Raw genomic sequence first — 23,708 nt, 5'->3', positions numbered from 1 at the left:
TCTCGCCTAACGCGTCGAAGGGCAGGGCGCGCCGCAGGGGGCGCAGGCGACGACGTCGCTCGTTCCCGTCTGATGCAGAGGCGGTGACAGGAGATGGTCGGCAAGAACGAGCAGGAGCCCGAGCGTCACGAAGCCGAAAAGAAGATAACGCGCCATCACCGCCTCAATTCGCCAGACCGAAGGCAGGCCTCATTCGGATCCCGATCAGAGTGCCGAGAAAGGCCGACGCGAACCAGATCCAGCCGTGCAGGGAACCCGAGGCGATGCCGCCGAGGAAGGCTCCGATGTTGCAGCCGAAGCCGAGGCGGGCGCCGTAGCCCATCAAAAGGCCGCCGATGACGGCGGCAAGTGCGGATTTCGCGCTCGGCAGAGGCGCCTTGGCGAAAGATCCCGCAAGTGCGGCGGCCGCCATTGCGCCCAGCACCAGGCCGATATTCATCACCGAGGTGACGTCTGCGAGAAGCGAGGTGTGCAGCGCCTGATCGCCTTTCGGCCATTGCCAGAACTCGTACGCCGACATGTCGATGCCGATCGCCTGTGCCGCCTTCGCGCCCCACAGAGCGAAACCATAGGTGATCGTCCAAGGATGGCCGGCGATGAGGAGCGTCAACAGGTTGAGCACGACGAGCGCCCCACCAGCCCACAAAAGCGGCCAGGGTCCGCGCCAGAAATGGCCGGGCTTCCTGGCCGGGGCCATGAAGTTCGCCCGCTTTTCCATGGCGAAGGTGAGGGCGCCAACGAGCGCAAGGCCGACGAAGATTGCGATCAGCGCACCCGGCACGGTCAGGAGCTCGGCGAGGTTGACCGGATCGAAGCCCGGCTGGTCGAGCCACCAGGGGAGCTGAATGGAGCCCACGACCGAGCCGATGATGAAGGCGACCAGCGTGATCAGCATCCGGCCTGAGCCCCCACCGAGGGTGAAAAGCGTGCCTGAGCCGCAGCCATTGGCGAGCTGCATGCCGAGGCCGAAGAGGAACGAGCCGACAATGAGCGAGGTGCCGACCGGTGCGATCGCGCCCTGGACGGTCAAGCCGGGCACCATTCCGTTGATCAAAGGAATGAAAAAGAGTGCCGTGAAGGCGATCACCCAGAGCTGAGCTCGGAGCCCGCGCCCATCGCTCTTCGTCACGCAATTGCGCCATCCGGCGGTGAAGCCGAAAGCGCCATGAAGAAGCGCCGCACCAAGGCCTGCGCCGATCAGGAACAGCGAGGCCATCTTTGGCGAAACCTCGTAGCCGATGATCAGCGTGCCGAGCAGGAGCGCGGCTGCCGCGAAGGCGAGGGCAGAGCGGTCGATCGCGGCGACGATTTCGGCAGCGGATGCGGGAGCCCCGCTTCCCCGCGCCGTTTCAGCGGAGACGGACATTCGATCTCTCAGGTTGTGATGTCGACAGGAAACGGCGGGCTTAGCCGTTGCCGTTCCACCAGGCCTTGATGTCGTCGAGGCGGCTGCGCTCGCTCTCGACCGGATTGTCGGGGTTTTCCGTCCAACCCACCATGGAATCGTCGTAGAGCGTCACGTTCTTATGGCCGAGAACTTCCGACAGGACGAACCAGTTCATCGAGGCCCAGTGCCCGGTGTTGCAGTAGCTCACCACCTCGGCTTTCGACTGCGCCGCAGCCTCCGGCAGAAGCGATGCGGCGACTGTCTGCGGCACGACCTTGCCCGTTTCCGGATCAAAGAAGACCGACTGGTCAAGATTGATGGCGCCGGGAAGATGACCGAAGCGCTTCGCAGCCGGATGCTTTTCCTTGCCCTTGAACTGCTCGGCCGGACGGCCGTCGAGAAGAACCGTAGAGCCGTCATCGAGATGCGACCGGACGTCATCGCTCGAGACGAGCAGTTCGGGCTGCAGTTGCGCCTTGAAGTCGGCGGCAACGATTTCGGGCGTATTCGTTGCAAGCGTCGTGCTCGGATCGGCATTCCAGGCGCGGTAGCCGCCATTCAAAATGGCGAGGTGATCGAGGCCCGCGAGCTTGAGCGTCCAATAGATGCGCGTCGCGCCGCCGAACTCGCTGGAGCTCGAGGCAGCCGGGACGATGACGATGGTCTCGTCGCCGGAAATTCCCAGGCCGCCGATATGTTTCTCGAGAGCCGAAAGCTCCGGAAGCTGACCGGGAACGCCGTCACGCGTCGCGCGCCAGCCGCCCGGATAGGGTGCGTGGACGGCGCCCGGAATGTGGCCTTCCGCATAGGGATCGGATCCGTCCGCCTCGCCCCTCGTATCGAGAACGACGAGATCCGGCTGGTCGAGATTGGTCTTGAGCCAGTCGACGTCCACGAGAGGCCCGGGAACGTCGGTGGCGTGGGCGTGGCCGACAAAGCTGAAGCATGCTGCGGCCGTGAGAATGATGGCGGCTGCCAGTTCCACGGGAACCAGCCGGCCGAAAAGGCGATGATGGGTCATGCGACCTCCGAAATGTGACGTGGCGCCGACCCGGGGGGAAGAGTGGCGCCACCAGCGTCATCTGTGATGACGGAAACTGAGAACGGTTCTCAATGTAGGGCGGAGACAGGCTCCTCCCAAAGCATGCCGATGCGCCTTGCGGCGACAGAGCGCATCTCTGTCCTGCCGAGTGGACAATCGGGAGAAAGTTATTCGCTCGCTCGCAGCGAGGCATTCCGGGGGGCGCTTCGCCGGCACACTTCCGGCTTTTCGAAGCCAGGTTGTATGTGTGTGAAGCTTCTTGTCGAGGTGTAGAGATCTGCGGAGCTCAAGGCGGAGATATCCAAGAAATACTGTTTCACTAGACTTCCGCAACGGCAATCGTGGCGGTTTTGTCACAATCGCTTACCGAAGACGGGGAGCAGGTCCGGTGTCAGCGTTCCGCGATTGCTTGTCCTAAAGACGCATGGCTTAGTGCTGCCACATGTGAGCCAAACGAATCGGGGGAGGGAGCGAATGCACAAACTGAAGAGGCATCTCGGCCATAGCGTGGCCGCCGCCGCACTCATCGCGGTGACGACGAGCAGCATGGCGCATGCAGGCGCATTCGCGCTGCGTGAGCAGAGTGCTTATGGCCAGGGTATGGCCTTTGCCGGCATGGCCGCTGGGGGCAGCCTGTCGTCGATGTTCTGGAACCCGGCGACATTGAGCGCCGTCATGGGCTTCCAGAGTGAGAGCGTGATTTCCTATATCGCGCCGCGCTCTGATGTCGATGTTCTCTCGCCATTCCCGCAGAACGAAGGGGATATTGCCGAGAACGCGCCCGTGCCTGCTTCTTATTATGGCTACCGGGTGAACGACAAAATCATCCTCGGTCTCGGCATCAACGCGCCGTTCGGGCTTGCGACGAAATACGATTACAACTCGCTCGTGCGCACCAGCGGTATCGCGGGAACGACGGAAGTCTTCACGATGGCGGCCAACCCGGTCGTCGCCTATCAGTTCAACGACTATCTCACCGTCGCCGTCGGCGCAGTCGTGGAATATGCCAATGTCCGTCTGACCGGACAGGCGCTCCCGGTCTTCGGTGTCTCCGCACTCGACGATGCGGACGATTTCGGCTTCGGCATCACCGCCGGTATTCAGTTGAAGCCGATGGACGGTACGGAGATCGGTATCGGTTACCGCTCCCGCATCGATCATGACATCGAAGGTCCGCTCGTCACGCAGATCGGTACGTTCAATGTCGAGGCAGACGGCTTCGACCTGCCGGACAAAGTGAGTGTGGGTCTGCGTCAGCGCATCGTGGACGGTTTCCGCCTGACGGCCGGTCTCGAATGGGCGAACTGGAGCCGTTTCGAAACTGTGACGCTGAGTGGCGCGCCCGCTCCGATCCCGCTGGGCTTCGAGTATGAAGACAGCTGGTATTTCGCTCTCGGTGGCGAATACGACGTCAATCCGGACCTCACGGTGCGTGCCGGTGTGGCGCGTGAATTGTCGCCGAACGACAATGCCAACCGCTCCTTCCGCCTGCCGGACAACGATCGGTGGTGGTTCTCCGCCGGCGCGAGCTACCAGGCGACCGAGCGTTTCTCCTTCGACGTCGGCTATTCTTACATCACGGCGGACGATACCGATCTCGTTCCGGCGGCCGCCGGAGGCCCGCTCTCGAATGGCCCCTTTAGCGGTACCTCGGATGGCTCCGTGCACATCCTGTCGGCGGCTTTGAAGATGAAGTTCGGCGGCCCGCGCACGGAAGAGCCGATCGTCGCCAAATACTGAGACTTCGTCGAAGTCCTGGAATTCGGAAGGGGCCGGGTGACCGGCCCCTTTTTTGTGGCTGCTGCTTTCGTCGTGGCGGCCGTCCAAAGCGCAGCCGTTGCCGACGATCCCTTCCTCCCCGAAACCGCCTTGAGCCAGGCCGCGTCGTCGCGCTCAGAAGGCGATCGGGAGGAGACCTCCGTCGACCCGGAAATTCTGTCCCGTGATGTAGCCGGCCTGCGCCGAGCAGAGGAAGGCGGCGAGCTCGCCGAATTCTTCCGGCGTTCCGAAGCGCCCGGCGGGGATTGCGGCGGCCTCGCGCTTTGCCGCCTCGTCCTCGGTGATGCCGGCTTTCTCTGCCTGCCAGGAGATCCCCGCGCGCAGGCGGTCCGTGTCCATCTTGCCGGGCAGGATATTGTTGATGGTGACGTTGTGGGGAACGAATTCGCGGCACACCCCGGCGAGGAAGGCCGTCAGGCCGGCCCGGGCGCCGGAGGAAAGGTCGAGCCCCGGGATCGGCATCAGCACCGACAGGGAGGTGATGTTGACGATCCTCCCGAAGCCGCGGTCGACCATGCCGTCGGCGACGGCCTGAATGAGTTCGATCGGTGTCACCATGTTCTGGGTGACGCCCTCCAACATGTCCGCACGCGTCAGCTCGCGGAAGCCGCGGCGGGGCGGGCCGCCATTGTTGTTGATCAAGATATCGACCGTCTTCGCCGCGGCGAGGACACGTGTCTGCCCCTCACGGCTGCCGATATCGGCGGCGACCGCCGTGACGTCGGCGCCCAGACGGCGGAGGTCGCTTGCCGTTTCCTCCAGGCTCTCCTCGTTGCGCCCATTGATGACGAGCCGGCAGCCGGCTTTGGCGAGAGCTTCCGCGCAGCCTTTCCCCAGCCCGCGGCTTGAGGCGCATACGACAGCTGTCCGTCCTTCGATGCCGAGATCCATGGCTTTCTCCTATGTTTGTTGCCGTTTTCTAGGGGGAGGCGGCTTTTCATTCCAGCGCGGGACGCCCTGCCGCAGCTTTGCGGCGGCCAATGTCACACAACTGATACCTGAATCGGGTTTTTCATGCTTGAAAGACATGGGAAGCACGGCGATGGCTCCGCCAAATCATTTCCGGACATTGTTTCTGTCGGACATTCATCTCGGCACGCGCGGATGCCAGGCCGAGCTGTTGTTGGAGTTTCTGAAGGTGCATGACGCCGAGACGATTTATCTCGTCGGAGATATCGTCGACGGCTGGCGCCTGCGCCGGGGCTGGTACTGGCCCCAGAACCACAACGATGTGGTGCAGAAGCTTCTGCGCAAGGGCCGCAAGGGCGCTAAGCTCGTCTATATCCCGGGCAACCACGACGAATTCTTGCGCGGCTATCTCGGCAGCCATTTCGGTGGCATCGAAGTGTGTGACAGCGTCATCCACGAGACGGCCGACGGGCGCCGCTTCCTGATCATCCACGGCGACCAGTTCGACGTCGTCGTGCGCCACGCCAGATGGCTCGCCTTCCTGGGCGACTGGGCCTATGTCACGGCTCTCGCCGTCAATACCTACGTCAATCAGCTGCGGCGCGCTCTCGGCTTCTCTTACTGGTCGCTGTCGGCCTGGGCGAAGCTGAAGGTCAAGAACGCCGTGAACTTCATCGGTGCGTTCGAAGAAGCGCTCTCGGCGGAGGCGCAGCGCCAGGGCGCCGACGGGGTCGTATGTGGGCATATCCACCATGCGGCCATTCGCGACGACAGCAATGGCATCAAATACGTCAATTGCGGCGACTGGGTCGAAAGTTGCACCGCGGTGGCCGAGCATCACGACGGGCGGATGGAGATCATCCGCTGGTCGGAGATCATGCGGGCCGCCCCTTTGAACGAGCTGCATCACGCTCCGACACCGGTTGCTGCCTGAGCATGATCCGATGAGGCTTGTCATTGTCACCGATGCCTGGTTCCCCCAGGTCAACGGAGTTGTGCGCTCGCTCAAGCGGGTCGTCGACATTCTGACCGAGGGCGGGGACGAGGTCACCGTGATCGCGCCGGAGCGCTTTTCCACGTTGCCGATGCCGACCTATCCGGACATCCGTCTTTCCGTGACGACGAAGACGCGTGTCGGCCGCATGATCGAGGCGGCGCGCCCCGATTGCATTCACATCGCGACCGAGGGTCCGCTCGGTTTTCTGGCGCGGCGCCATTGCCTGAAGACGGGGCAGCGCTTCACCACGAGCTACCACACCAAGTTTCCCGAATATGTGCGTGCGCGGGCGCCGGTGCCGCTCGGGGCGCTCTACGGGATGATGCGCTGGTTCCACAATGCCGCCGCCGGCTGCATGGTCGCGACGCCTTCTCTGGAGGCCGAGCTCACCGAACGCGGCTTCCGCAATCTGATGCGCTGGTCGCGCGGGGTCGATTCCCATCTCTTCCATCCGCGCCCGGGGGCCGATCTCGGATTGCCGCGCCCGGTGTTCTTGAATGTCGGCCGTGTCGCCGTGGAAAAGAACCTCGCGGCGTTCACCTCGCTCGACCTGCCCGGCTCCAAGGTCGTCGTCGGCGACGGGCCGGCCCTTGCCGATCTGAAGGCGCGCCATCCGGATGTGCATTTCCTTGGAGCCATGGAAGGCGAGGAGCTCGCCCATGCCTACGCGGCTGCGGATGTTTTCGTCTTTCCGAGCCTGACGGACACGTTTGGCAACGTTCTCCTGGAGGCGCTGGCCTCCGGTCTGCCGGTTGCCGCATTCCCCGTCACCGGCCCGAGCGATGTGATCGTGGAACCGGAGATCGGGGTTTTGAGCCAGGATCTGCGTGCGGCCGCTCTTCAGTGCCTCGATCTTTCGAGAGAGGCGGCGCGTGCCTATGCGACGCGCTTCAGCTGGGATGCGAGCGTGCAAGAATTTCGCGAGAATCTCGTCAAGGCACAGGGACCGGACTGCCAGCTCGCCGCGTGACGTCGTAGAATAGCGGATACGATACTTTTCTACCTCTTCAAAGCGGATGAAAAAGGCCTTAAGGGCGATCCATGACCCTGCCGGTTTCTCTCAACGATATCGAGGCTGCTGCCACCCGCCTGCAAGGGCGAGCCATGCGGACGCCTCTCATTGCTGCGCCAGCTCTGTCGGAGCAATTCGCCGCCCGCGTCTTCCTGAAGCCGGAATGCATGCAGCGGACCGGCTCCTTCAAATTTCGCGGAGCCTATAATGCGCTGATGGCGGGGGGCGACGCCGCTGCGGGCGGCGTGGTCGCCTGTTCGTCGGGCAATCACGCCCAGGGCGTGGCGGAGGCGGCGCGTCTCGCAGGCGTGCCGGCGACGATCGTCATGCCGGAAGACGCGCCAGCGGTGAAGGTCAATCGCACGCGCGCGGCGGGCGCCCGCATCATCACCTATGATCGTGCGCGCGAAGACCGCGAGGAAGTGCTTGCGGACGTCATCCGCCGCGAGGGCGGCTTTCTGATCCATCCCTATAACGACACCAAGGTCATCGCCGGGCAGGGAACGATCGGGCTCGAGATCGCCTCTGAGCTTGCCAATATGCGGCTTGTGCCAGACATCGTCATGGTGCCTTGCAGCGGCGGCGGACTCGCTGCCGGCGTGTCGCTCGCGGTGACCGAGCGTGCCCCGAACTGCCGCGTTCTTGCGATGGAGCCTGAAGGCTTCGACGATTATGGGCGATCGCTCGCCGCCGACCAGATCGTCAGCAACGAGCGTACCAGCGGCTCCATTTGCGACGCGCTGCTGGCGCCTGCACCCGGGGAGATCGGCTTCGCCATCAATCGCGAGCGTTTGTCGGGAACACGCACGGTGAGCGACGATGCGGCGCTCAATGCCGTTGCCTTTGCCTATGAGCGTTTTCGGCTGGTGCTGGAGCCGGGCGGCGCGCTCGCGCTTGCTGCGCTGTTGTCGGGTTCGGTCGATGTGCGCGGAACGGTGGTCGTTCTGGTTCTCTCCGGCGGCAATGTCGACGATTCAGTCCTGGCGCAGGCGCTCGCTCGTTATCGCTCGGCCGCTTAGTGGTTTTCTTCCGACGCCCGGTCGCGGTCGTCCCGGCTTTCCTCCGAAGCGGTGCCGAAGGGACGGAATTGCTTCAGACGCTCCAGAATGTCGGCCGTCTGTCCCGCGGTTGCCGCGGCATCGGGTGCTGCGTCGTGCAAACCCGCAGCGAGCACCATCAGATCCTGACGCGCGCGTCCCGGCGGCACCTCGCCGGCAATCCGCGTCAATTCGCGGGCGATCTGGCTCGGCTTCAGCTGGGTGCGCAGGGTGCTGACGTTCATCGCAAGGCGCGTCATCGCCGTCATCAGCGAGCGGGTTTCGGTGCGCCGCGAACGGCGCACATATTCGTCGAGGAAAGCGCGTCCCTTGGACGTGCTGGTCAGTGCCGACAGCATCGTCTCGTACTCGATGTCCGTCAGGCCCTTTTCGATCAGGCGCGCCATGCCTTTTCCTCTTCCAGAACGCGATCGCGTTGACGGGTCCGAAGATGGACCGGAAGAGCTTAGAAAGAGCTAATGGCGACGGCAAGCGCCGTGCACGACGCGTTTTCGGACTGAAGAGCGCAGGCTTCCTCGCAGCCGTCTTCTTCGCGCTCGGCGTTTATCTGCCCTTCTTCCCGGTGTGGCTCGAGGCGCAGGGGCTTTCCGACGGGCAGATCGGCGTGGCCGTTGCTTTGCCGTTGCTGGTGCGTGCGGTCCTGAGCGGGACGCTCGCAGCGGCTGCCGACCGTCTCGGCGAATTGCGGGTCGCCGCAGCACTTTATGCCGGCATCGCGACTTTCGTTTTCTTTGCTCTCAATTTTGCCGGCGGTGCGGCGGCACTGCTTCTGATTTCCTCTGCCGCACTCATCTTCTGGAACGCGCTCATCCCCCTGGGGGATGCCGTGGCGCTCACCGGGGTGCGCCGGCACGGCAACGATTACGGGCGCATCCGGCTGTGGGGTTCGGTCGCGTTCATCGTCGGGAATTTCGCCGCCGGTCAGATCATTTCGAGCGTTTCGGTCGATGCCGTCTACGGGCTGCAGCTCGCGGCTTTCGCCTTCGGGATTGTCGCCGCGCTGTCGCTGCCGCTCGTCGGGCGGGCCGCAAAGCTTGCCAAGGGGGGCGGGATGATCGGTTTCCCAAGGGACCGGCGGCTCGTTCTGACCATCGCTGCGGCCAGCCTCGTGACGGGCAGCCACGGCGCTTACTACGCCTTCGGCAGCCTCTACTGGCGCTCGCTCGGTTTCTCGGACCTCGTCATTGCGGCCCTGTGGTCGCTCGGTGTGGTCATCGAAATCGCGCTGTTCTGGTTCGCACGGCATTTCGTCGGCTGGGGCGCGCGACGTTTTCTCATCGCGGGTGCCACGGGCGCGCTGCTGCGGTGGTCGCTCTTCGCCTTTGCGACCGACGTGTCATGGGCCTTCGTCTTGCAGGTCCTGCATGGGCTCACCTTTGCGGCCACGCATCTCGGGGCGATGATGGCGCTCGCCGCAGTCGCCGAAGCAGGGCATACGGCGAGGCTTCAGGCCGCCTACCAGCTGAGCGCCGGGCTGGTGATCGGCAGCGGCACCCTGGCGGCCGGGATGCTTTACGGCATTGCACCGTCTCTGCCGTTCCTGCTCATGGCCGCGTTCGGCGCCTGCGCACTTGCGATTGCATGGCGCCTTCCGCGTGGCCTCAAAGCCTAGAGCCGTCTCTCAGGGCTTTTCTGAAGGCTCAGCCCCAGAGCTGCGGCGTCGGGGGTTCGACGAGCGAGCCCACATAAACAAGGCCGGGCTGGCGATCCCGCGCCAGGAGGAGAGGGCCGTCGAGATCGACGACATCGGCATCCTGGGCCAGGATGACGGCCGGCGCCATCGCGAGCGACGTGCCCACCATGCAGCCGATCATGATCAGATAGCCGCGCCGGCGTGCCTCGCGGACGAGTTCCAGCGCTTCGGTCAGGCCTCCGGCCTTGTCGAGCTTGACGTTGACGGCGTCGTACTTGCCGGTGAGGCCGTCGAGATCGGCGAGTGTGTGAAGGCTCTCGTCGGCGCAGATGGGCGCCACATGCGGCATCTCCCGCAGCATCTCGTCTTCACCGGCCGGCAGTGGCTGCTCGATCAGCTGGACGTGAGATTCGGCGCAGGCGCGCATGTTTTCGAGGATGTTGTGCTCGCTCCACGATTCGTTGGCGTCGACGATGAGCGGCACGCGCGGCATGGCCGCCCGGACGGCGCGGACGCGCTCCGCATCGCCTTCTCCGCCGAGCTTCAGCTTGAGCACATGATTGTGACCCGCACGGTGAGCCGCGCTTGCCATGTCGCTCGGGCTGCCGAGCGAGATGGTGTAGGCGGTTTCGAGCGGGCGGGCGACCATGTGGCCGCAGCGATCCGCGGCGGAGGTGCCGTCGCGCTTGGCCTCAAGGTCCCAGAGGGCACAATCGATCGCATTGCGCGCGGCACCGGCCGGCAGCCGCTGTCTCAGCGTTTCGCGATCGAGCCCGTCGAGGTCGACGCCGCGGATCTGTTCCGCGACGCTTTCAACCGTCTCGCCATAGCGCGGATAGGGGACGCATTCTCCCCGGCCGGTATGCGGCCCGTCCTTCAGATGCGCGACGATGACCTTCGCCTCGGTGCGCGAACCGCGTGAGATCGTGAAGCTGCCGGCGATCGGCCAGGATTCGACGGCGAGATCGAGCGACAGGCTCATGCCACGAACTCTTTGAGAAGGCGGTCCACGAGTTTGGCGACACCGGTGCGGATCGGATCGCAGGCCGGCAGCCCGTAGCGTTCTTCCGCCTCTGCGAGACAGGCTTTCGCCTCGTCGTCAGAGAGTGCCTGCGTGTTGATCGAGATGCCGAGCGGGGCAATGTCCGGATTGGTGAGCCGACCGAGCCGCATCGTTTCCTCGATCACCGCCTCGATCGTCGAAATCGGGGCTTCGACATTGCGCATCTTGGTGCGTGTCGGCTCGTGGCAGACGACGAAGACGTCCGGCTGGGCACCGTGCAAAAGGCCGAGGCTGACGCCGGCAAACGAGGGATGGAAGAGCGAGCCTTGGCCCTCGACGATCTGCCAGTGGTCCGGCTCGGTCGCAGGTGACAGCCACTCAGCCGCACCCGATATGAAGTCGGCGACGACGGCGTCGATCGCGACGCCTCGGCCCGAAATCATGACGCCGGTCTGGCCGGTCGCGCAGAAGGTCGAGTTGAGGCCGCGTCCGTTGAGTTCGCGATCGATCGCGAGCGCCGCGTATTTCTTGCCGACCGAGCAGTCGGTGCCGACGGTCAAAAGCCGCTTGCCCGGGCGCTTCGTGCCCTTGCCCGTGGCAAAGCGACGATCGGCGTGGCGCGTGTCGTGGAGTTTGACGCCCTTGCGCTCGGCCGCCTCGCGGATCGCGTCGACGGAGGCAAGCCGCACATGCAGGCCGCTCGCGATATCCATGCCGGCTTCGATCGCCTCCACGATCGTCGACGTCCAATGCTCCGGCAGCACTCCGCCGGGATTGACGGCTCCGATGATGAGGGTGCGGGCGCCAGCTTCGGTCGCCTTGGCAATCGTCATATCCTTCAGACCCGTATCGGCCTGGCAGCCGGGGAGACGCAGCTGACCGACACACCATTCTCGGCTCCAGTCGACGACGCCATAGGCCGTCTTGGCCGCGAGCTTGTCCGGAACGTCGCCGAGGAAAATAAGATAAGGACGCTCAATCATTTGAAATGTGTGGCCTCGTTGCGCTTGTGATGCCTGGTCGGTGCGGGCAAAGTCCGCGCCATGAAGGCCGCACCGTTAGCACGCTGCAAGGGCAGCGTCAGCTGTTGTTACGTCACGTGAGGTTATGACGTCCGATCTCTCTTACGAACTGGTCGGCGAGCGTTTTGTCCTGCGGCCCAAGGGGGTGTGGGCGATCGACCAGGCCGCCAATCTCGACCGTTCGCTGCAGAAGGCGGCGGGCGATAAGGAGAGCCGTGCGCGCCGTCTGGAAATCGATCTGTCCGATCTCGAGACGCTCGACACTGCGGGCGCTTTTCTCCTCGTGCGGCTGGAGAAAGCCTGGCGGGAATCTGGCCGCGACGTCACCTATGTCGGCGCAGAGGACGGGCGCGAGACCCTGATCGAGCGGGTGCGCGTGGCGCTCAAAGACGGCGAGAGCCTGCCGCACCCCAAGAAATCGAACGTTTTTGCCGATGTCGGGCAGACAGTCCTGTCGATCATCGCGGATGCGAGACGCATCGTCACCATGCTCGGCTCGGTGATCCTGGAAATCCTGCACGTCATCCTGCATCCGGGCTCGGCGCGGTTTTATGCGATCATCACCCAGATGGAGATGATCGGGCTTCGCGCGGTGCCGATCGTGGTGTTGATGTCCTTCATCATCGGCGCCATCCTCGCCCAGCAATCGGCCTTCCAGCTGCGCTATTTCGGCGCCGAAGTCTTCTCCGTCGATCTTCTCGGCATCCTCGCTTTGCGCGAAATCTCGCTGCTGTTGACCGCCATCATGGTCGCCGGCCGCTCGGGCAGTGCGATCACCGCGGAGCTCGGCTCGATGCAGATGCGCGAGGAAATCGACGCGTTGCGCGTGATGGGGATGGATCCGGTCAATGTCCTCATATTGCCGCGCATCCTGGCGCTTTTGATCGTCCTGCCGCTGCTGTCCTTCATCGCCGCGCTGGCGACGCTCGCCGGCGGCATGATGATGCTGTGGCTGTATTCAGGTATTACGCCTGATGCCTTCATCGCCCGCCTGCATGATGCCGTCGATATGACGAGCCTGCTGGCGGGTCTTTATAAATCGCCCTTCATGGCGCTCATCATCGGTCTCATCGCCTGCACCGAAGGCATGGCGGTCGGGGGCAGCGCGGAATCGCTCGGTCGACGGACGACCGCCTCCGTGGTGAAGGCGATTTTCATGGTGATCGTCGTCGACGGTCTGTTTGCCGTCTTCTACGCCGCGATCGGCTTTTGAGGTCTTGATGGAGCAGACGACCAACAAAAGCGGGAACGGGTCCGACGGACGAACCAGCGGCAAGGGCAAAGAGCCGATCATTTCGGTGCGCGGCCTGACCGTCGGCTTCGGCGACAAGCCGATCCTTCAAAACCTCGACCTCGATATCTATCGCGGTGAGGTGCTGGCGGTTGTGGGTGCCTCGGGCGCCGGCAAATCGGTGCTGACGCGTGCCATTCTCGGTCTCCTGCCGCACCGGGAAGGCCGCATCATGGCTTTTGGACACGATCTGAGCCAGGGGGCGAATCCCGAGCTCGAACGGCGGTGGGGCGTTCTCTTCCAGCACGGCGCCTTGTTCTCGGCGTTGACGGTTGCCGACAACATCATGGTGCCGATGCGCGAATACCTCGATCTTCCGGACGCTTTGATGGAATCTCTGGCGACGATGAAGGTCGAACTCGTCGGATTGCGGGCCGCCGACGGCATCAAATATCCGTCAGAACTTTCCGGCGGCATGATCAAGCGCGCGGCTCTTGCCCGCGCGCTCGCACTTGACCCGGAGATCGTTTTCCTGGACGAGCCGACGTCGGGGCTCGATCCCATTTCGGCGGCAGCTTTCGATCAACTGATTGCCGATCTTCGCGAGACTTTGGGTTTGACCGTCGTCATGGTAACCCACGATCTCGATACTCTGCATGCCATCGTCGATCGCATTGCCGTGGTCGGTGAAAAACGCATTCTTGTCGAAGGCGACATCGCAACGATGGAGCGCTTCGACCATCCCTGGGTCCGTGATTACTTCAGCGGCGAGCGCGCGCGGGCGGCCGGTCTTTCGGAAGTGAGCCGATAAACATGGAAAGCAAAGCCAATACAGCCGTCATCGGCGCCTTCACCCTTGCTGTCCTGGTTGCGGCCTTCGGCTTCATCTACTGGATGGCGGCCGGGGAGGGCTCGCAGGAGCAGCAGCCGCTGCGCATCGTCTTCTCCGGCTCCATCACCGGCCTCACCAAAGGGGCACTGGTGCTCTTCAATGGCATCAAGGTGGGCGACGTGAAGGCTTTGGAGATCGATCCGTCGGACCCCTCGCGCGTCTATGCCCGCGTTTCTGTCGGCGCCAATACGCCCATCAAGTCGGACACCGAGGTCTCGCTTGGCTTCCAGGGTGTGACTGGCGTCGGCTATATCGAGATGGTCGGGGGCTCCGCCAACGAGCCGGACGTGTGGGAGCAGACGGACGGTGACGTCCCCGTGCTCGTGGCCAAGCAGTCCAACATGCAGGATCTCATGGCCTCGGCACGCGAGATTGCCGGACGTGCGGAATCAACTCTCGACGCCATCGACAAGATCGTCGCCGACAACCGCGACGGCATCAATCGGATCATCTCCAATGTCGACACCTTTTCCGGGGCGCTCAGCGACAACTCGCAGCAGATCTCGAGGCTGATCGAATCCGTCTCCAGTGCGGCCGAAGGCATGGCCGGGATGTCGGGCAAGCTCGATGGCATCATCGCCAAGGCGGACTCGATCGTCGCCGCGGTGCAGCCCGACAAAGTCTCGCAGACCGTCGACAATGTCGCCGAATTCAGCCAGTCGCTCGGAGATACGAGCGCGGAAGTGCGCAAGTTCGTCGAGAATCTCTCCGGCGTTTCCGACGATGTGCGCGAGTTCTCCGATCGGATGCGCAATGTCGGCGAGAAAGCGGACCTCCTGGTGAGCGAAGTCCAGGCGAAGACTGGCCCCATTCTCGAAGCCGTCGATCCGGAAAAACTCGCCCGCACGCTCGACAATATCGACCGGGTGAGTGGAGCGATCGATCCGGAAGAGGTGCGCACCGCCGTCAAGGGCGCGTCCGATCTTGCGGCGACGCTGAGCGCCAGACAGGCCGATATCGACCAGTTCGTCACCCGGCTTTCCGCCGTCAGCACGCGCCTCGACGAGGTGCTGGCAGCGGTCGATCCAGAGCGCGTGCGCAGTGTCGTCGATCAGGCAGAAACGATCGTGGCGAGCGTCGATCCCGCGAAGATTTCCTCAACCGTGGACAATGTCGACCGGATCAGCGCGGCCATCGATCCTGAGCGTATCCGCACCACCGTCGAAGGTGTCTCCGACCTCGCCGCAACGCTCAAGGCGCGGCGCGAACAGATCGACGAGCTGGTGACGCGTCTGGCCTCCGTCAGCACTCAGGCCGACAAGGTGCTCGCCGCCGTCGACCCGCAAAAGGTGCAGACGATGGTCAACGATGCGAGCGAGGTCGTTGCGAGCGTCGATCCGCAGAAGATCACCGACACGGTCGACAGCATCAACCGGGTCGCGACGACGGTCGACGAATCGCGAGAGGACATTCGCGTCATCCTCGCCAATGCGCGTCAGGTCTCGGACCGGCTCGGCATTCTGAGTGCCAAGGCCGAGGGGCTTCTCGGCACGCTCGACGACACCGCCTCGAGCGAGGAGGGGCAGGGGCTGATCGCCCAGGCGCGGGCAACGCTCGCCGAAATCCAGACGGCCGCGGCGACCTTCAACGAGCAGGCGAAGACGATCGGCTCCGGGGCTTCGGATTTTTCCAGCCGGGGGCTTGCCGATATCCGCCAGTTCGTGAACGAGGGTCGGCGAACCGTGTCACGGCTGGATTCGCTGATTTCCGATCTCGAACAGAATCCGGGCCGCTTGATCTTCGGCGGAGACAACGCGCCCACCTATCGCGGCCAAAGACGGTAATGGCGACGATGATGGCAAAGTCCGGTTGGGGCAGAGCTCGCAAGGGCGATTGGATGAACATGCGCAAGGACATCGGTAAGGCCCACTCTCGGCGCCGGCGCCGCTTCGGAGGCACGGCCGGGGCCGCGGCGCTCGTCTCGCTGTTGCTGCTCGGCGGTTGCGCCGTGCTGCCGAAGACACCCGATTCCATCTATGATCTGACCGCGCCGCAGGATGTTTCTGTGCGCGCCGGGACATCCGCTCAGATTCTGGTTCCGGTGCCTGCCGCGCTCGCAAGCCTCGACACGACGCGCATTGCCGCGCGTCCGACGCCCGCCGAGCTCGCCTACCTGCCGGGAGCTTCCTGGCCCGACACGCTGCCGCGGCTGCTGCAGGCGCGGCTCATGGAGACGCTGCAGAATACGGGGCGTGTGAAAGCCGTCGGCCTGCCGGGGCAGGGGCTTTTGATCGACTATCAGATCGTCCTCGACGTGCGCGCCTTCGAGCTCAGGAACGGCGTCGCTGTCGCAGACTTCAGCGTCAAGCTTCTCAACGACCGCAACGGCCGTGTCGTCGCCTCGCGCGTCGTCCATGCGGAAAGCCCGGTCGGAAGCAACGACAACGCCGCGATCGTCGCCGGACTGAACCGCGCGATGGATCAGGCGTTCGCCGAGATCGCCAGCTGGACGCTGACGAGCGTTTAGGCGGTCGCCGCGGCTCTCACTCCTGCCGGCGGGAGATCGCCGGTGCTGCGGCCGTGTGATTTTACTTCCCTGCGAGATCCGAAGCGTGACGGTCACCAAACAAGACGAACTGGACGGGCTGAAGGAAATCGGGCGCATCGTCGCCAATGCCATGCGCTTGATGGCGAAAGCGATGGAGCCCGGGATGACGACCAGAGAACTGGACGACATCGGCCGGGTGTTTCTCGATCGGCAAGGCGCCGTCTCCGCACCGCAAAGCTGTTACGACTTTCCCGGCGCCACCTGCATCAGCGTGAATGAGGAGATCGCCCACGGGATCCCCGGCGACCGGGTGATCGCTCAAGGCGATCTGGTCAATATCGACGTTTCGGCGTCCAAGAACGGCTATTTTGCCGATACCGGGGCGACGTTTCGCGTCGGTCCCGTCGAGCCTTCGCTGGAACGCCTCTGCAAAGACGGTAAGCGCGCCATGCAGATCGGCATCGCACAGGTCGGTAGCGACCGGCCGCTCGCGGCCATCGGAGCTGCCATTGGGCGCTTCGCTTCGCAGCGCGGCTACACGCTCATCCGCAATCTTGCCAGCCACGGGGTGGGGCGTTCCCTGCACGAATATCCGGGAGAGATCGCGACCTGGCCCACGCTGAGCGACCGGCGGCGTATCAATAAGGGGCTCGTGCTCACCGTCGAGCCGTTCCTGTCGACAGGCGGTCTCTGGGCGGCCGAGGGTGACGATGGATGGACACTCTATAGCGAGCCCTCCGCCCCCGTGGTGCAGTACGAGCACACGATCGTCGCGACTGATCGAGATCCGATCATTGTGACGCTGCCGGGCTGACGGTCCTGCTGCGTCTCGGCGGTTCAAGCCCGGGATGAGACCTGTGAGGCTCTCCTCAGCGTTCTCATGGCCATTTGGAGACAACAAAAAAGGGCGGCTCGCGGCCGCCCTTTCTTTTGTCCGTGATCGACTGGCTTAGCTCAGCCGGCCCGCCGCGTGCGCGAGCATGGTGTAGACCTTGCCCGTATCCGAGGCGAGGTAGCTTTGCGCCATCGCCGGGTCCTTCTGACGCTTCGCCAGCTGGTCGAGAAGTTTCTCGAAATCGGCGATGTAATGATCGACCGCACGGCGGAATTCGCCGTCGCGCTCGTATTTGCGCCGGATCTCGTCGAACGTCTTCTGGCCCTGGATCGTGTAGAGGCGCCGCGTGAAGACGTTGCGCTCTCCCTTGCGGTAGCGCTCCCACAGCTCGAGCGCGGCCTGATGGTCGATCGCCCGGGCGATGTCGACGGACAGCGAGTTGAGGCTCTCCACCATCTGCGAGGGCGAACGGCCCGGCGTCGCATTCTGCGTCGCGGGAGCGGGCTGCGGTGTCGGGGCGGAGGCGGGCTCCGGTCCCGTGTCGTACTCGCTCTCGTCGCTCGAGGCGCGCCGCAAGAGATCCGCCACCCAACCGCGACGCTCGCCTTGCGGGCGCGCTTCCTGTTTCGGCTCAGGCTGTGCCGCGGGACGGGCGAAACGCTCGCTCCACTGCGTCTGCTGTGCTGCGGGCTGTTGGGCCGGGGGCTGTTGAGCCGCCGGCTGCGGAGCCGGGGCAGGCTGAGGCGCTGCTGCAGGTGCCGAAGGGGCGCTGGCCGGAGCCGGTCCCGTCGAGCGCGGTGCGATCGGGGCGCGGTCGGACGCGCTTTCCGTCTCCAGATTGGCCGCACGGGGCAGGCTGCGCGGCTGCGGTGCTGCCTCGACGGCTTCTTCCCGCCGGGGCGTCGCCGCTGCCGGCTGGGCGGTGCGCTTTGCGGCACCTTCGCGGCGCGAGACGATGTCGGTCAGAGCCGAGATTGCCTCGATCTGCTCGGTGATGGCGCGGCGCATCGCTTCCGAAGCGTGACGGGCTTCTTCCGGCATGTCCTTGACGCCGCGACGCAGATCCTCGCGTGCCGATTCAAGCTCGCTCTTCATGTCGCGGGCGGCATGACGCATTTTCTCCGCGGTTTCGGCGAAGCGCTCCGTGGCGCTTTCGACGGCCTCGGAGATTTCCGACATGAGCCGCTCGCTCGCCGCGCGGACCTTTTCGTCGGACCCGGTCGTCACGTCGGCGAGGCGTTCCGTCAGTTCGGCGCGGGCCTGTTCCACGCTTTCCACCGTCCGCTGGCCTTCGGCGATGGCGGCAAGCCGCATCGTCTCGAACTGGCTGATGGCAGCGCGGGCGGCTTCCTCGGCCCGGCGACCAAGCGCCTGGGCGATCTGCGCCACACGCTGCTCGGCCGAGCTCAAGGTCTGCTCCAGCTCTTCCGAAGCGCCGGTGGCGGATTGGGCCGCGCGGGCGCTCAGGGCATCGGCGACCTCGTTGATCCGCTGCATGGCCGCGGTCAGCGTGGTTTCCAGCTCCTGCGAGGTGGTCTGAACCGACATCGAGGTCTTGGCGCTCAACGATTCCGCGAGAGAGGCAACGCGCTCTTCGGCCGAACCGATCGCCCGATCCAGTTCCTCCGACGTGCTGCGGGCCGTATCGGAGGCTGCAGACGACAGGGAGCCGGTGAGGGCGGCAATGCGCTCTTCCGCCTGCGAAAGGTTCTCTGCGAGCTCCTCCACGGCCTGACGGGCCGACATGGCCGCGCGCGTGCTGAGCGAGCCGGAGATGGCGTTGATGCGCTCCTCCGCCTCTGCGAGGCTCGCGGCGAGTTCCTCTGCGGCCTGGCGAGCCGAATCGGACGCCGTGGAGGTGAGAGAGTTCGCGATGGCGCTCACCCGCTCTTCCGCCGCGCCGAGGCTCTGGGCCAGCTCTTCGGTCGCCCGCTGCGCGGACAGAGAGGCCCGCGAGCTCAAGGAATCGGCGACCGAATTGATGCGCTCTTCGGCCGATCCAAGGGTATCGGAGAGCATCGCCGTGAGCCGCGTGAGCTGCTCTTCGACGGAAGAGGCCTGACCGGTGAGGCCCTGCGCCATCGCTTCCAACGCCTCGGTGGAGCCGCTGATGCGGCCTTCCATCGTGCGGTTGGCCTCGTCGAGCATGCGTCCGGCTTCCGACAGCGATTCAGACTGGCTGTCGAACTGCGAGGCGATGGCCGTGATGTCACGCAGCACGTGGGTCGACACGTCGCGCAACGTCTTGATCTGGTCGGAGAGGATCGAGGTCGAGGTGGAGGTGTCCTGCGCTGCCGCCGAGAGGGCGTTGCGCAAGCTCTCCGCCTGGCCGGCGAGGTTGCTTTCGATCGCGGAGAGCTGCTCTCCGCTCGATCCCAGCACTTCGGTCAGCTGTGCGTTGGTTTCTTCCATCCGCGTCAGCAGCGAATCGATATCGGTGCGGAAGCGGGCGTTGGTGCCAGTGACCGCATCGATGATGTTGTGGGAATGCGTGCTGAGGTTGGACAGAAGCGCGCGGGCACTGTCGTCCAGGCGGGCAAGCGATTCCTCGCTCGTCGCGCGGATGGCATCGGCCGTGTTGCGGCTGCGATCCTCCATGCCCTCGAAGAGGTTGTCGCGCTGCCGTTCGAGATCTTCCATGAGACCGGAGCGACGGCTGTCCAGCGCCTCGGTGAGGTCGCGGGTGCGTCCCTCCAGGCCTTCCACGAAGCTCTCCGCCTGCGTGCCGAAGGTGTCGGTGAGGATGCGGTTCTGGTTCTCCAGGCCGTCGATGACGAAGCGGCCGCGGTTCTCGATCGTCTCCACCAGGATCGACGAGCGCGAATCGATGACCGAAGCGAGTTCGCTCTGACGCTGGGTCAGCATGTTGTTCAGCGTCTCGGTCTTCTCGTTGAGCGCGTCGCTGGTGCCGGTGAGCGTCGCCTGCAGCGAGTTCGCCCGGTCGGCAAAACTGTGCTCCACGGCCATCAGGCGCTCGCCGAAGCTCGCATTGACGTCGATCATGCGGCTGGCGATCGTCTCCGTCAGCTCCTGCGTCTTGCTGGTCAGGGTTTCGCCGAGTTCGCCGAGGCGTGCGTCGAGGCTCGTCGTCATCTCCGACTGGCCTTCGTTGAAGGCCGTGGCGATTTCGCGGGTGCGCGCCACCAGCGTGTCGCTGATCTGGCGTGCCCGCGTGTCGAGCGCCGTGTTGATGCGTCCGAGGCGGTCGTCGAGCGTCTCAGACAGGCCGTCGGCGCGTTCGCCGAATTCCTGCGTGACTTCGCCGATGCGCGCCGTGACGCGGTTTTCGAAGTTCGACAGTCGCGCCGACACGGCCATCTCGATCGTCTCGGCCGAGGAGGCGAGGCGGATCGCGACGTTCTCGGCGCTTTCCTTGAGGCGTGTCTCGAATCCGCCGAGGCGGCCGTCGAGGGTCTCTCCGACCTGAGCGACGTGACCGTCGATCATGGCGCCGAGGGCCTGGCCACGCTCGCCGAGCACCGTCGACAGCATCGCCGTCTTCTGGTCGAGCGTTTCCGAAATCGTGTTGCCGCGATCGTCGAAGAGGACATTCAAGCGTTCGACATTGCCGTCGACGCTGCGCTGCAGACGCTCTGAGACGTGCTCGCCAGTTTCCTCGAGACGTCCGGCCGAGGCCCGCAACGTGTCTTCGATGTCGGACAGGCGGCCCGTCAGGCGGTCGACATTGCTGTCGAGGCTTGAGCCGAGCCGCTCCGACACGCGCTCGCCAGCGTCCTCAAGCCGGGTCGCCGAGGCGAGAACAGACGTCTCCATCTCGGAGAGACGGCCAGCGAGGTGCTCGACGTTGACATCGATATTCTGACGCAGACGTTGGCCCGCGCCGTCGCTCGCCTGCTCGAGACGGCCGGCGGAGTTGCGCAGTGCGTCTTCCATCTCCGCAACGCGTCCGGCGAGTCGATCGGCATTGCCGTCGAGGCTCGCGCCGAGGCGGCGGGCGACATCGTCGCCGGTCTCTACCAGACGGTCGGCCGAGCCGCGGACCGAGCCTTCCATTTCGGAGAGGCGGCCTGCGAGACGCTCGACATTGACGTCGATGTTCTGGCGCAGGCGTTCGGCCACGCCGTTGCCAGCTTCTTCCAGGCGATCGGCAGAACTCCTGACGGAATCCTCCATCTCCGAAAGACGGCCGGCGAGCCGGTCGGCATTGCCGTCGATGCTGGCGCCGAGGCGGCGGGCGACATCGTCGCCGGTTTCCACCAGGCGCTCGGCCGAGCCGCGTACCGAATCTTCCATTTCGGAGAGGCGGCCTGCGAGACGCTCGACGTTGACGTCGATGTTCTGGCGCAGGCGTTCGCCGACATTGTCGCCGGCTTCTTCCAGGCGAATGGCGGAGCCTTTGACGGTCTCCTCGATCTCCGACAGACGTCCCTTGAGGCGATCTGCGCTCTGGTCGAAGCCGGTCTCGATGCGGCCAACCTGCTCTTCCACGGTGCCGGCGACACGTTCGCCGGTCGTCGACAGCCTGCGCTCCGCATCCGTCAGGCGCTGCGTGACACCTTCGAGCTCGGTGTGCATGGCAACCGAAATCGACTTTCCGGTCTGACCGAGCTGGTCGATGACATTGCGCGAACGGGTATCGAGCGTGTTGACGACGATGTCGCTCGCGCGTTCCAGGCGGCTCGCCGTTTCCTCGGTTTTTTCTCCGATGCGGTCGGCGATGGCATCGCCACGCGCGCCGAGCTGTTCGACGAGCTCGTCGCCGCGGATGGTGATGCGCCCGGCGATATCGGCTCCCGTGGTGCCCAACCGGTCATTCAGCGCATCGGCGCTCGCCGTGATGCGAGCGGCCACATCCTCGCCACCGGTCTCCAGGCGTGAGATGAGCTCTTCGCCAGTTGAAGAAATCCGGTCGGTGAACTGCCTGCTCGATGTCGTGATCCGCCCGCTCAGCTCTTCGCTGCTGGAGAGGAGGCGGCCGGTCAGTTCTTCGCTGCTCGTGACGAGACGGCCGGTCATCGCTTCGCCGCTCTCCGTGAGCTGGCGGGTGAGGCGGTCGCTGCTCGAGGTCATACGTTCGGCAAGCTCTTCGCCGCGGCTCGACATACGTTCAGCAAGTGCGGGCCCATCGACCAGGATGGCGTTTTCGATGCGCTGGCTCGACTGGCCGAGATTCTCAAGAAGGGCCGTGGAGCGTTCCGTCAGCGTGTAATTCAGCCGGTCCTGCGCCTCGACGATGCGGTCGTTGAGTTCGCCGCCCTTGGAGGCGATGAGCTCGTTCAGCCCTTCGCTGGCGGCACGGATGCGCTCCAGAAGCTCGCTGCCGCGTTCCGTGAAGCTCTCGGTGGCTTCCGACTGGCTGCGGTTCAGCCGGCCGACGAGTTCTTCGCCGCGGTGGTCGATCGTATCGCCGATCTGGCCGCTCACCTGATTGATGCGCTCCAGCAGGCTCTCGGTACGGCTCGAAATGGAGGTAGCGAAATCGTCTCCCGCGCGGGAGAGATCGACGGTCACGTTCTTGGTGCGCTCGACGAGAAGGTCGGCAATGCGGCGCGCCGCTTCATCGGCGGTGGAGAGAATCTGGTCGCTGGTCTTGGCGAGATCTGAGGTCAGCGTCTCGTGCGCCCCGCCCATCGCCGCCTTGATGCGGTCGGCGTTCTGCAGGATCGCCTCGCGCTCGTTGACGAGCTCGTCGACGAGACGGCGGACGCGCATCTCATTGTCGGTATAGGAGCGCTCGAGGGAGGCGACCTCGTTTTGCACCAGCACTTCGAGTTCGCTGGCGCGCGCCAATGCCCGCTCGATGCCGTCCCCCATGGAGGCGACTTCACGGCGGATCGCCTGGCCGACGGTGACGATCGATTCCTTGGCGATGTTTTCAGGCTCGGCAAGGCGAAGCGCCACCTCTGTCATGGTGCGCGACACGATGCGCATCTCCTGAGAGCGCCAGATCATCAGCGCCATCACCCAGAAGAGGAGGACCGGGACGACGATCGCGACACCGAGGGCGACGAGATGCGGCGCCTCGCGGAGCTGTTCGATCGAATTGAGGGCTGCAATCTGGTCGCGCCAGAGCGCCATGCCGAAGGCCGTGCCAAGGCCGGCCCATATGGCCGACATGAGAAGCGCGGTCCAGAAAGGCGCGTAGGAAGGCCGTCGCTGCAGGGCGTAAAGAAGATTGCCGATGGAACGAACGTCGTCATTGGCAGCGCGACGCGCCTTGCGCTCGCTGCTGCGGGACGATTCCGTCTCGGCACGCTTTTCAGCCTTGGTGGGCGCTTCCGTCTTTTTGGAGCGGCCGTTGTTGGCCGGCACGGGCTTCGCCGCCGCCGCACCTCCGGAAGCTCTCGCAGGACTGTTCGCCGCGGCGCCGAAGTCGATCCTCAGCGCTTCTTCGACCGCCGACAGCGCCGCTTCGGTCGATTCCGCTTTTGGTATTTTACCCATGACATTCGCTCCGGT

Annotated in this window: 18 protein-coding genes; 10 read left to right on the top strand and 8 right to left on the bottom strand. The window is 64.6% G+C overall.

Annotated elements, in window-relative coordinates:
• Positions 1–6: 6 nt before the first annotated feature.
• From L0F51_RS06105 to L0F51_RS06095, 3 genes are read right to left on the bottom strand one after another with little or no spacing between them, the layout of a single operon-like run.
• Positions 7–156, bottom strand: coding sequence for a hypothetical protein (locus tag L0F51_RS06105; protein WP_164879583.1), 150 nt, complete (start codon positions 154–156; stop codon positions 7–9).
• 7 nt (positions 157–163) lie between these two features.
• The gene (locus L0F51_RS06100) at positions 164–1,366 is read right to left on the bottom strand and encodes a YeeE/YedE family protein (protein WP_234628361.1); all 1,203 of its coding nucleotides are present in this window, start codon (positions 1,364–1,366) and stop codon (positions 164–166) included.
• Between the two features lie 40 nt (positions 1,367–1,406).
• On the bottom strand, positions 1,407–2,408 hold the full coding sequence (locus tag L0F51_RS06095; protein ID WP_234628360.1) for a sulfurtransferase: 1,002 nt from the start codon (positions 2,406–2,408) through the stop codon (positions 1,407–1,409).
• Between the two features lie 495 nt (positions 2,409–2,903).
• On the opposite strand from L0F51_RS06095, the gene L0F51_RS06090 reads away from it, so the two are divergent.
• Positions 2,904–4,169: an OmpP1/FadL family transporter gene (locus L0F51_RS06090; RefSeq protein ID WP_234628359.1), complete on the top strand. Its 1,266-nt coding sequence runs from the start codon at positions 2,904–2,906 to the stop codon at positions 4,167–4,169.
• A gap of 153 nt (positions 4,170–4,322) precedes the next feature.
• Here the strand turns inward: L0F51_RS06090 and L0F51_RS06085 are convergent, their stop codons facing one another.
• Positions 4,323–5,099, bottom strand: a complete 777-nt coding sequence (locus L0F51_RS06085; RefSeq protein ID WP_234628358.1) for an SDR family oxidoreductase — start codon at positions 5,097–5,099, stop codon at positions 4,323–4,325.
• Positions 5,100–5,250: 151 nt separating this feature from the next.
• On the opposite strand from L0F51_RS06085, the gene L0F51_RS06080 reads away from it, so the two are divergent.
• From L0F51_RS06080 to L0F51_RS06070, 3 genes are all read left to right on the top strand, one after another.
• Complete coding sequence (locus L0F51_RS06080; RefSeq protein WP_234628357.1) at positions 5,251–6,051, top strand: UDP-2,3-diacylglucosamine diphosphatase; 801 nt, start codon at positions 5,251–5,253, stop codon at positions 6,049–6,051.
• 10 nt (positions 6,052–6,061) lie between these two features.
• The gene (locus L0F51_RS06075; RefSeq protein WP_234628356.1) at positions 6,062–7,084 is read left to right on the top strand and encodes a glycosyltransferase family 1 protein; all 1,023 of its coding nucleotides are present in this window, start codon (positions 6,062–6,064) and stop codon (positions 7,082–7,084) included.
• Positions 7,085–7,155: 71 nt separating this feature from the next.
• Entirely contained in the window at positions 7,156–8,145 is a 990-nt protein-coding gene (locus L0F51_RS06070) for a threonine/serine dehydratase (protein WP_234628355.1), read from the top strand.
• On the opposite strand, the gene L0F51_RS06065 is transcribed toward L0F51_RS06070, so the two are convergent.
• Positions 8,142–8,570: a hypothetical protein gene (locus L0F51_RS06065; protein ID WP_234628354.1), complete on the bottom strand. Its 429-nt coding sequence runs from the start codon at positions 8,568–8,570 to the stop codon at positions 8,142–8,144. The two genes, L0F51_RS06070 and L0F51_RS06065, sit on opposite strands and share 4 nt — an antisense overlap.
• Before the next feature lie 44 nt (positions 8,571–8,614).
• Here L0F51_RS06065 and L0F51_RS06060 point away from each other — a divergent pair, with 44 nt between their 5' ends.
• Positions 8,615–9,796: an MFS transporter gene (locus L0F51_RS06060; protein WP_234628353.1), complete on the top strand. Its 1,182-nt coding sequence runs from the start codon at positions 8,615–8,617 to the stop codon at positions 9,794–9,796.
• A 28-nt stretch (positions 9,797–9,824) separates the two neighbouring features.
• Here L0F51_RS06060 and dgcA read toward each other — a convergent pair whose 3' ends face one another.
• A complete protein-coding gene (gene dgcA, locus L0F51_RS06055; RefSeq protein WP_234628352.1) occupies positions 9,825–10,799 on the bottom strand; it encodes an N-acetyl-D-Glu racemase DgcA in 975 nt (324 codons plus the stop codon).
• A complete protein-coding gene (gene dgcN / locus L0F51_RS06050; RefSeq protein WP_234628351.1) occupies positions 10,796–11,803 on the bottom strand; it encodes an N-acetyltransferase DgcN in 1,008 nt (335 codons plus the stop codon). The genes dgcA and dgcN overlap by 4 nt, the downstream gene beginning before the upstream one ends.
• Positions 11,804–11,927: 124 nt before the next feature.
• Here dgcN and L0F51_RS06045 point away from each other — a divergent pair, with 124 nt between their 5' ends.
• The 5 genes from L0F51_RS06045 to map all read left to right on the top strand — a co-directional run bounded on the left by L0F51_RS06045 (position 11,928) and on the right by map (position 17,267).
• Positions 11,928–13,055: an MlaE family lipid ABC transporter permease subunit gene (locus L0F51_RS06045; RefSeq protein WP_234628350.1), complete on the top strand. Its 1,128-nt coding sequence runs from the start codon at positions 11,928–11,930 to the stop codon at positions 13,053–13,055.
• 7 nt (positions 13,056–13,062) lie between these two features.
• Positions 13,063–13,884 carry an ABC transporter ATP-binding protein gene (locus tag L0F51_RS06040; RefSeq protein WP_234628349.1) on the top strand — a complete coding sequence of 274 codons (822 nt, stop codon included), beginning with the start codon at positions 13,063–13,065 and terminating at the stop codon, positions 13,882–13,884.
• 2 nt (positions 13,885–13,886) lie between these two features.
• Positions 13,887–15,749 carry an MlaD family protein gene (locus tag L0F51_RS06035; protein ID WP_234628348.1) on the top strand — a complete coding sequence of 621 codons (1,863 nt, stop codon included), beginning with the start codon at positions 13,887–13,889 and terminating at the stop codon, positions 15,747–15,749.
• A gap of 53 nt (positions 15,750–15,802) precedes the next feature.
• Entirely contained in the window at positions 15,803–16,432 is a 630-nt protein-coding gene (locus L0F51_RS06030) for an ABC-type transport auxiliary lipoprotein family protein (RefSeq protein ID WP_234628347.1), read from the top strand.
• 85 nt (positions 16,433–16,517) lie between these two features.
• Positions 16,518–17,267 (top strand): type I methionyl aminopeptidase, encoded by a 750-nt coding sequence (gene map / locus L0F51_RS06025; protein ID WP_234628346.1) that lies wholly within the window; start codon positions 16,518–16,520, stop codon positions 17,265–17,267.
• A 135-nt stretch (positions 17,268–17,402) separates the two neighbouring features.
• On the opposite strand, the gene L0F51_RS06020 is transcribed toward map, so the two are convergent.
• Positions 17,403–23,693, bottom strand: a complete 6,291-nt coding sequence (locus tag L0F51_RS06020) for a hypothetical protein (protein ID WP_234628345.1) — start codon at positions 23,691–23,693, stop codon at positions 17,403–17,405.
• Between the last annotated feature and the right edge of the window lie 15 nt (positions 23,694–23,708).

The organism is Afifella sp. H1R (genome assembly GCF_021462425.1).
Taxonomy (GTDB): Bacteria; Pseudomonadota; Alphaproteobacteria; order Rhizobiales; family Afifellaceae; genus Afifella; species Afifella aestuarii.
This window is presented reverse-complemented; position numbering and strand designations above follow the sequence as displayed.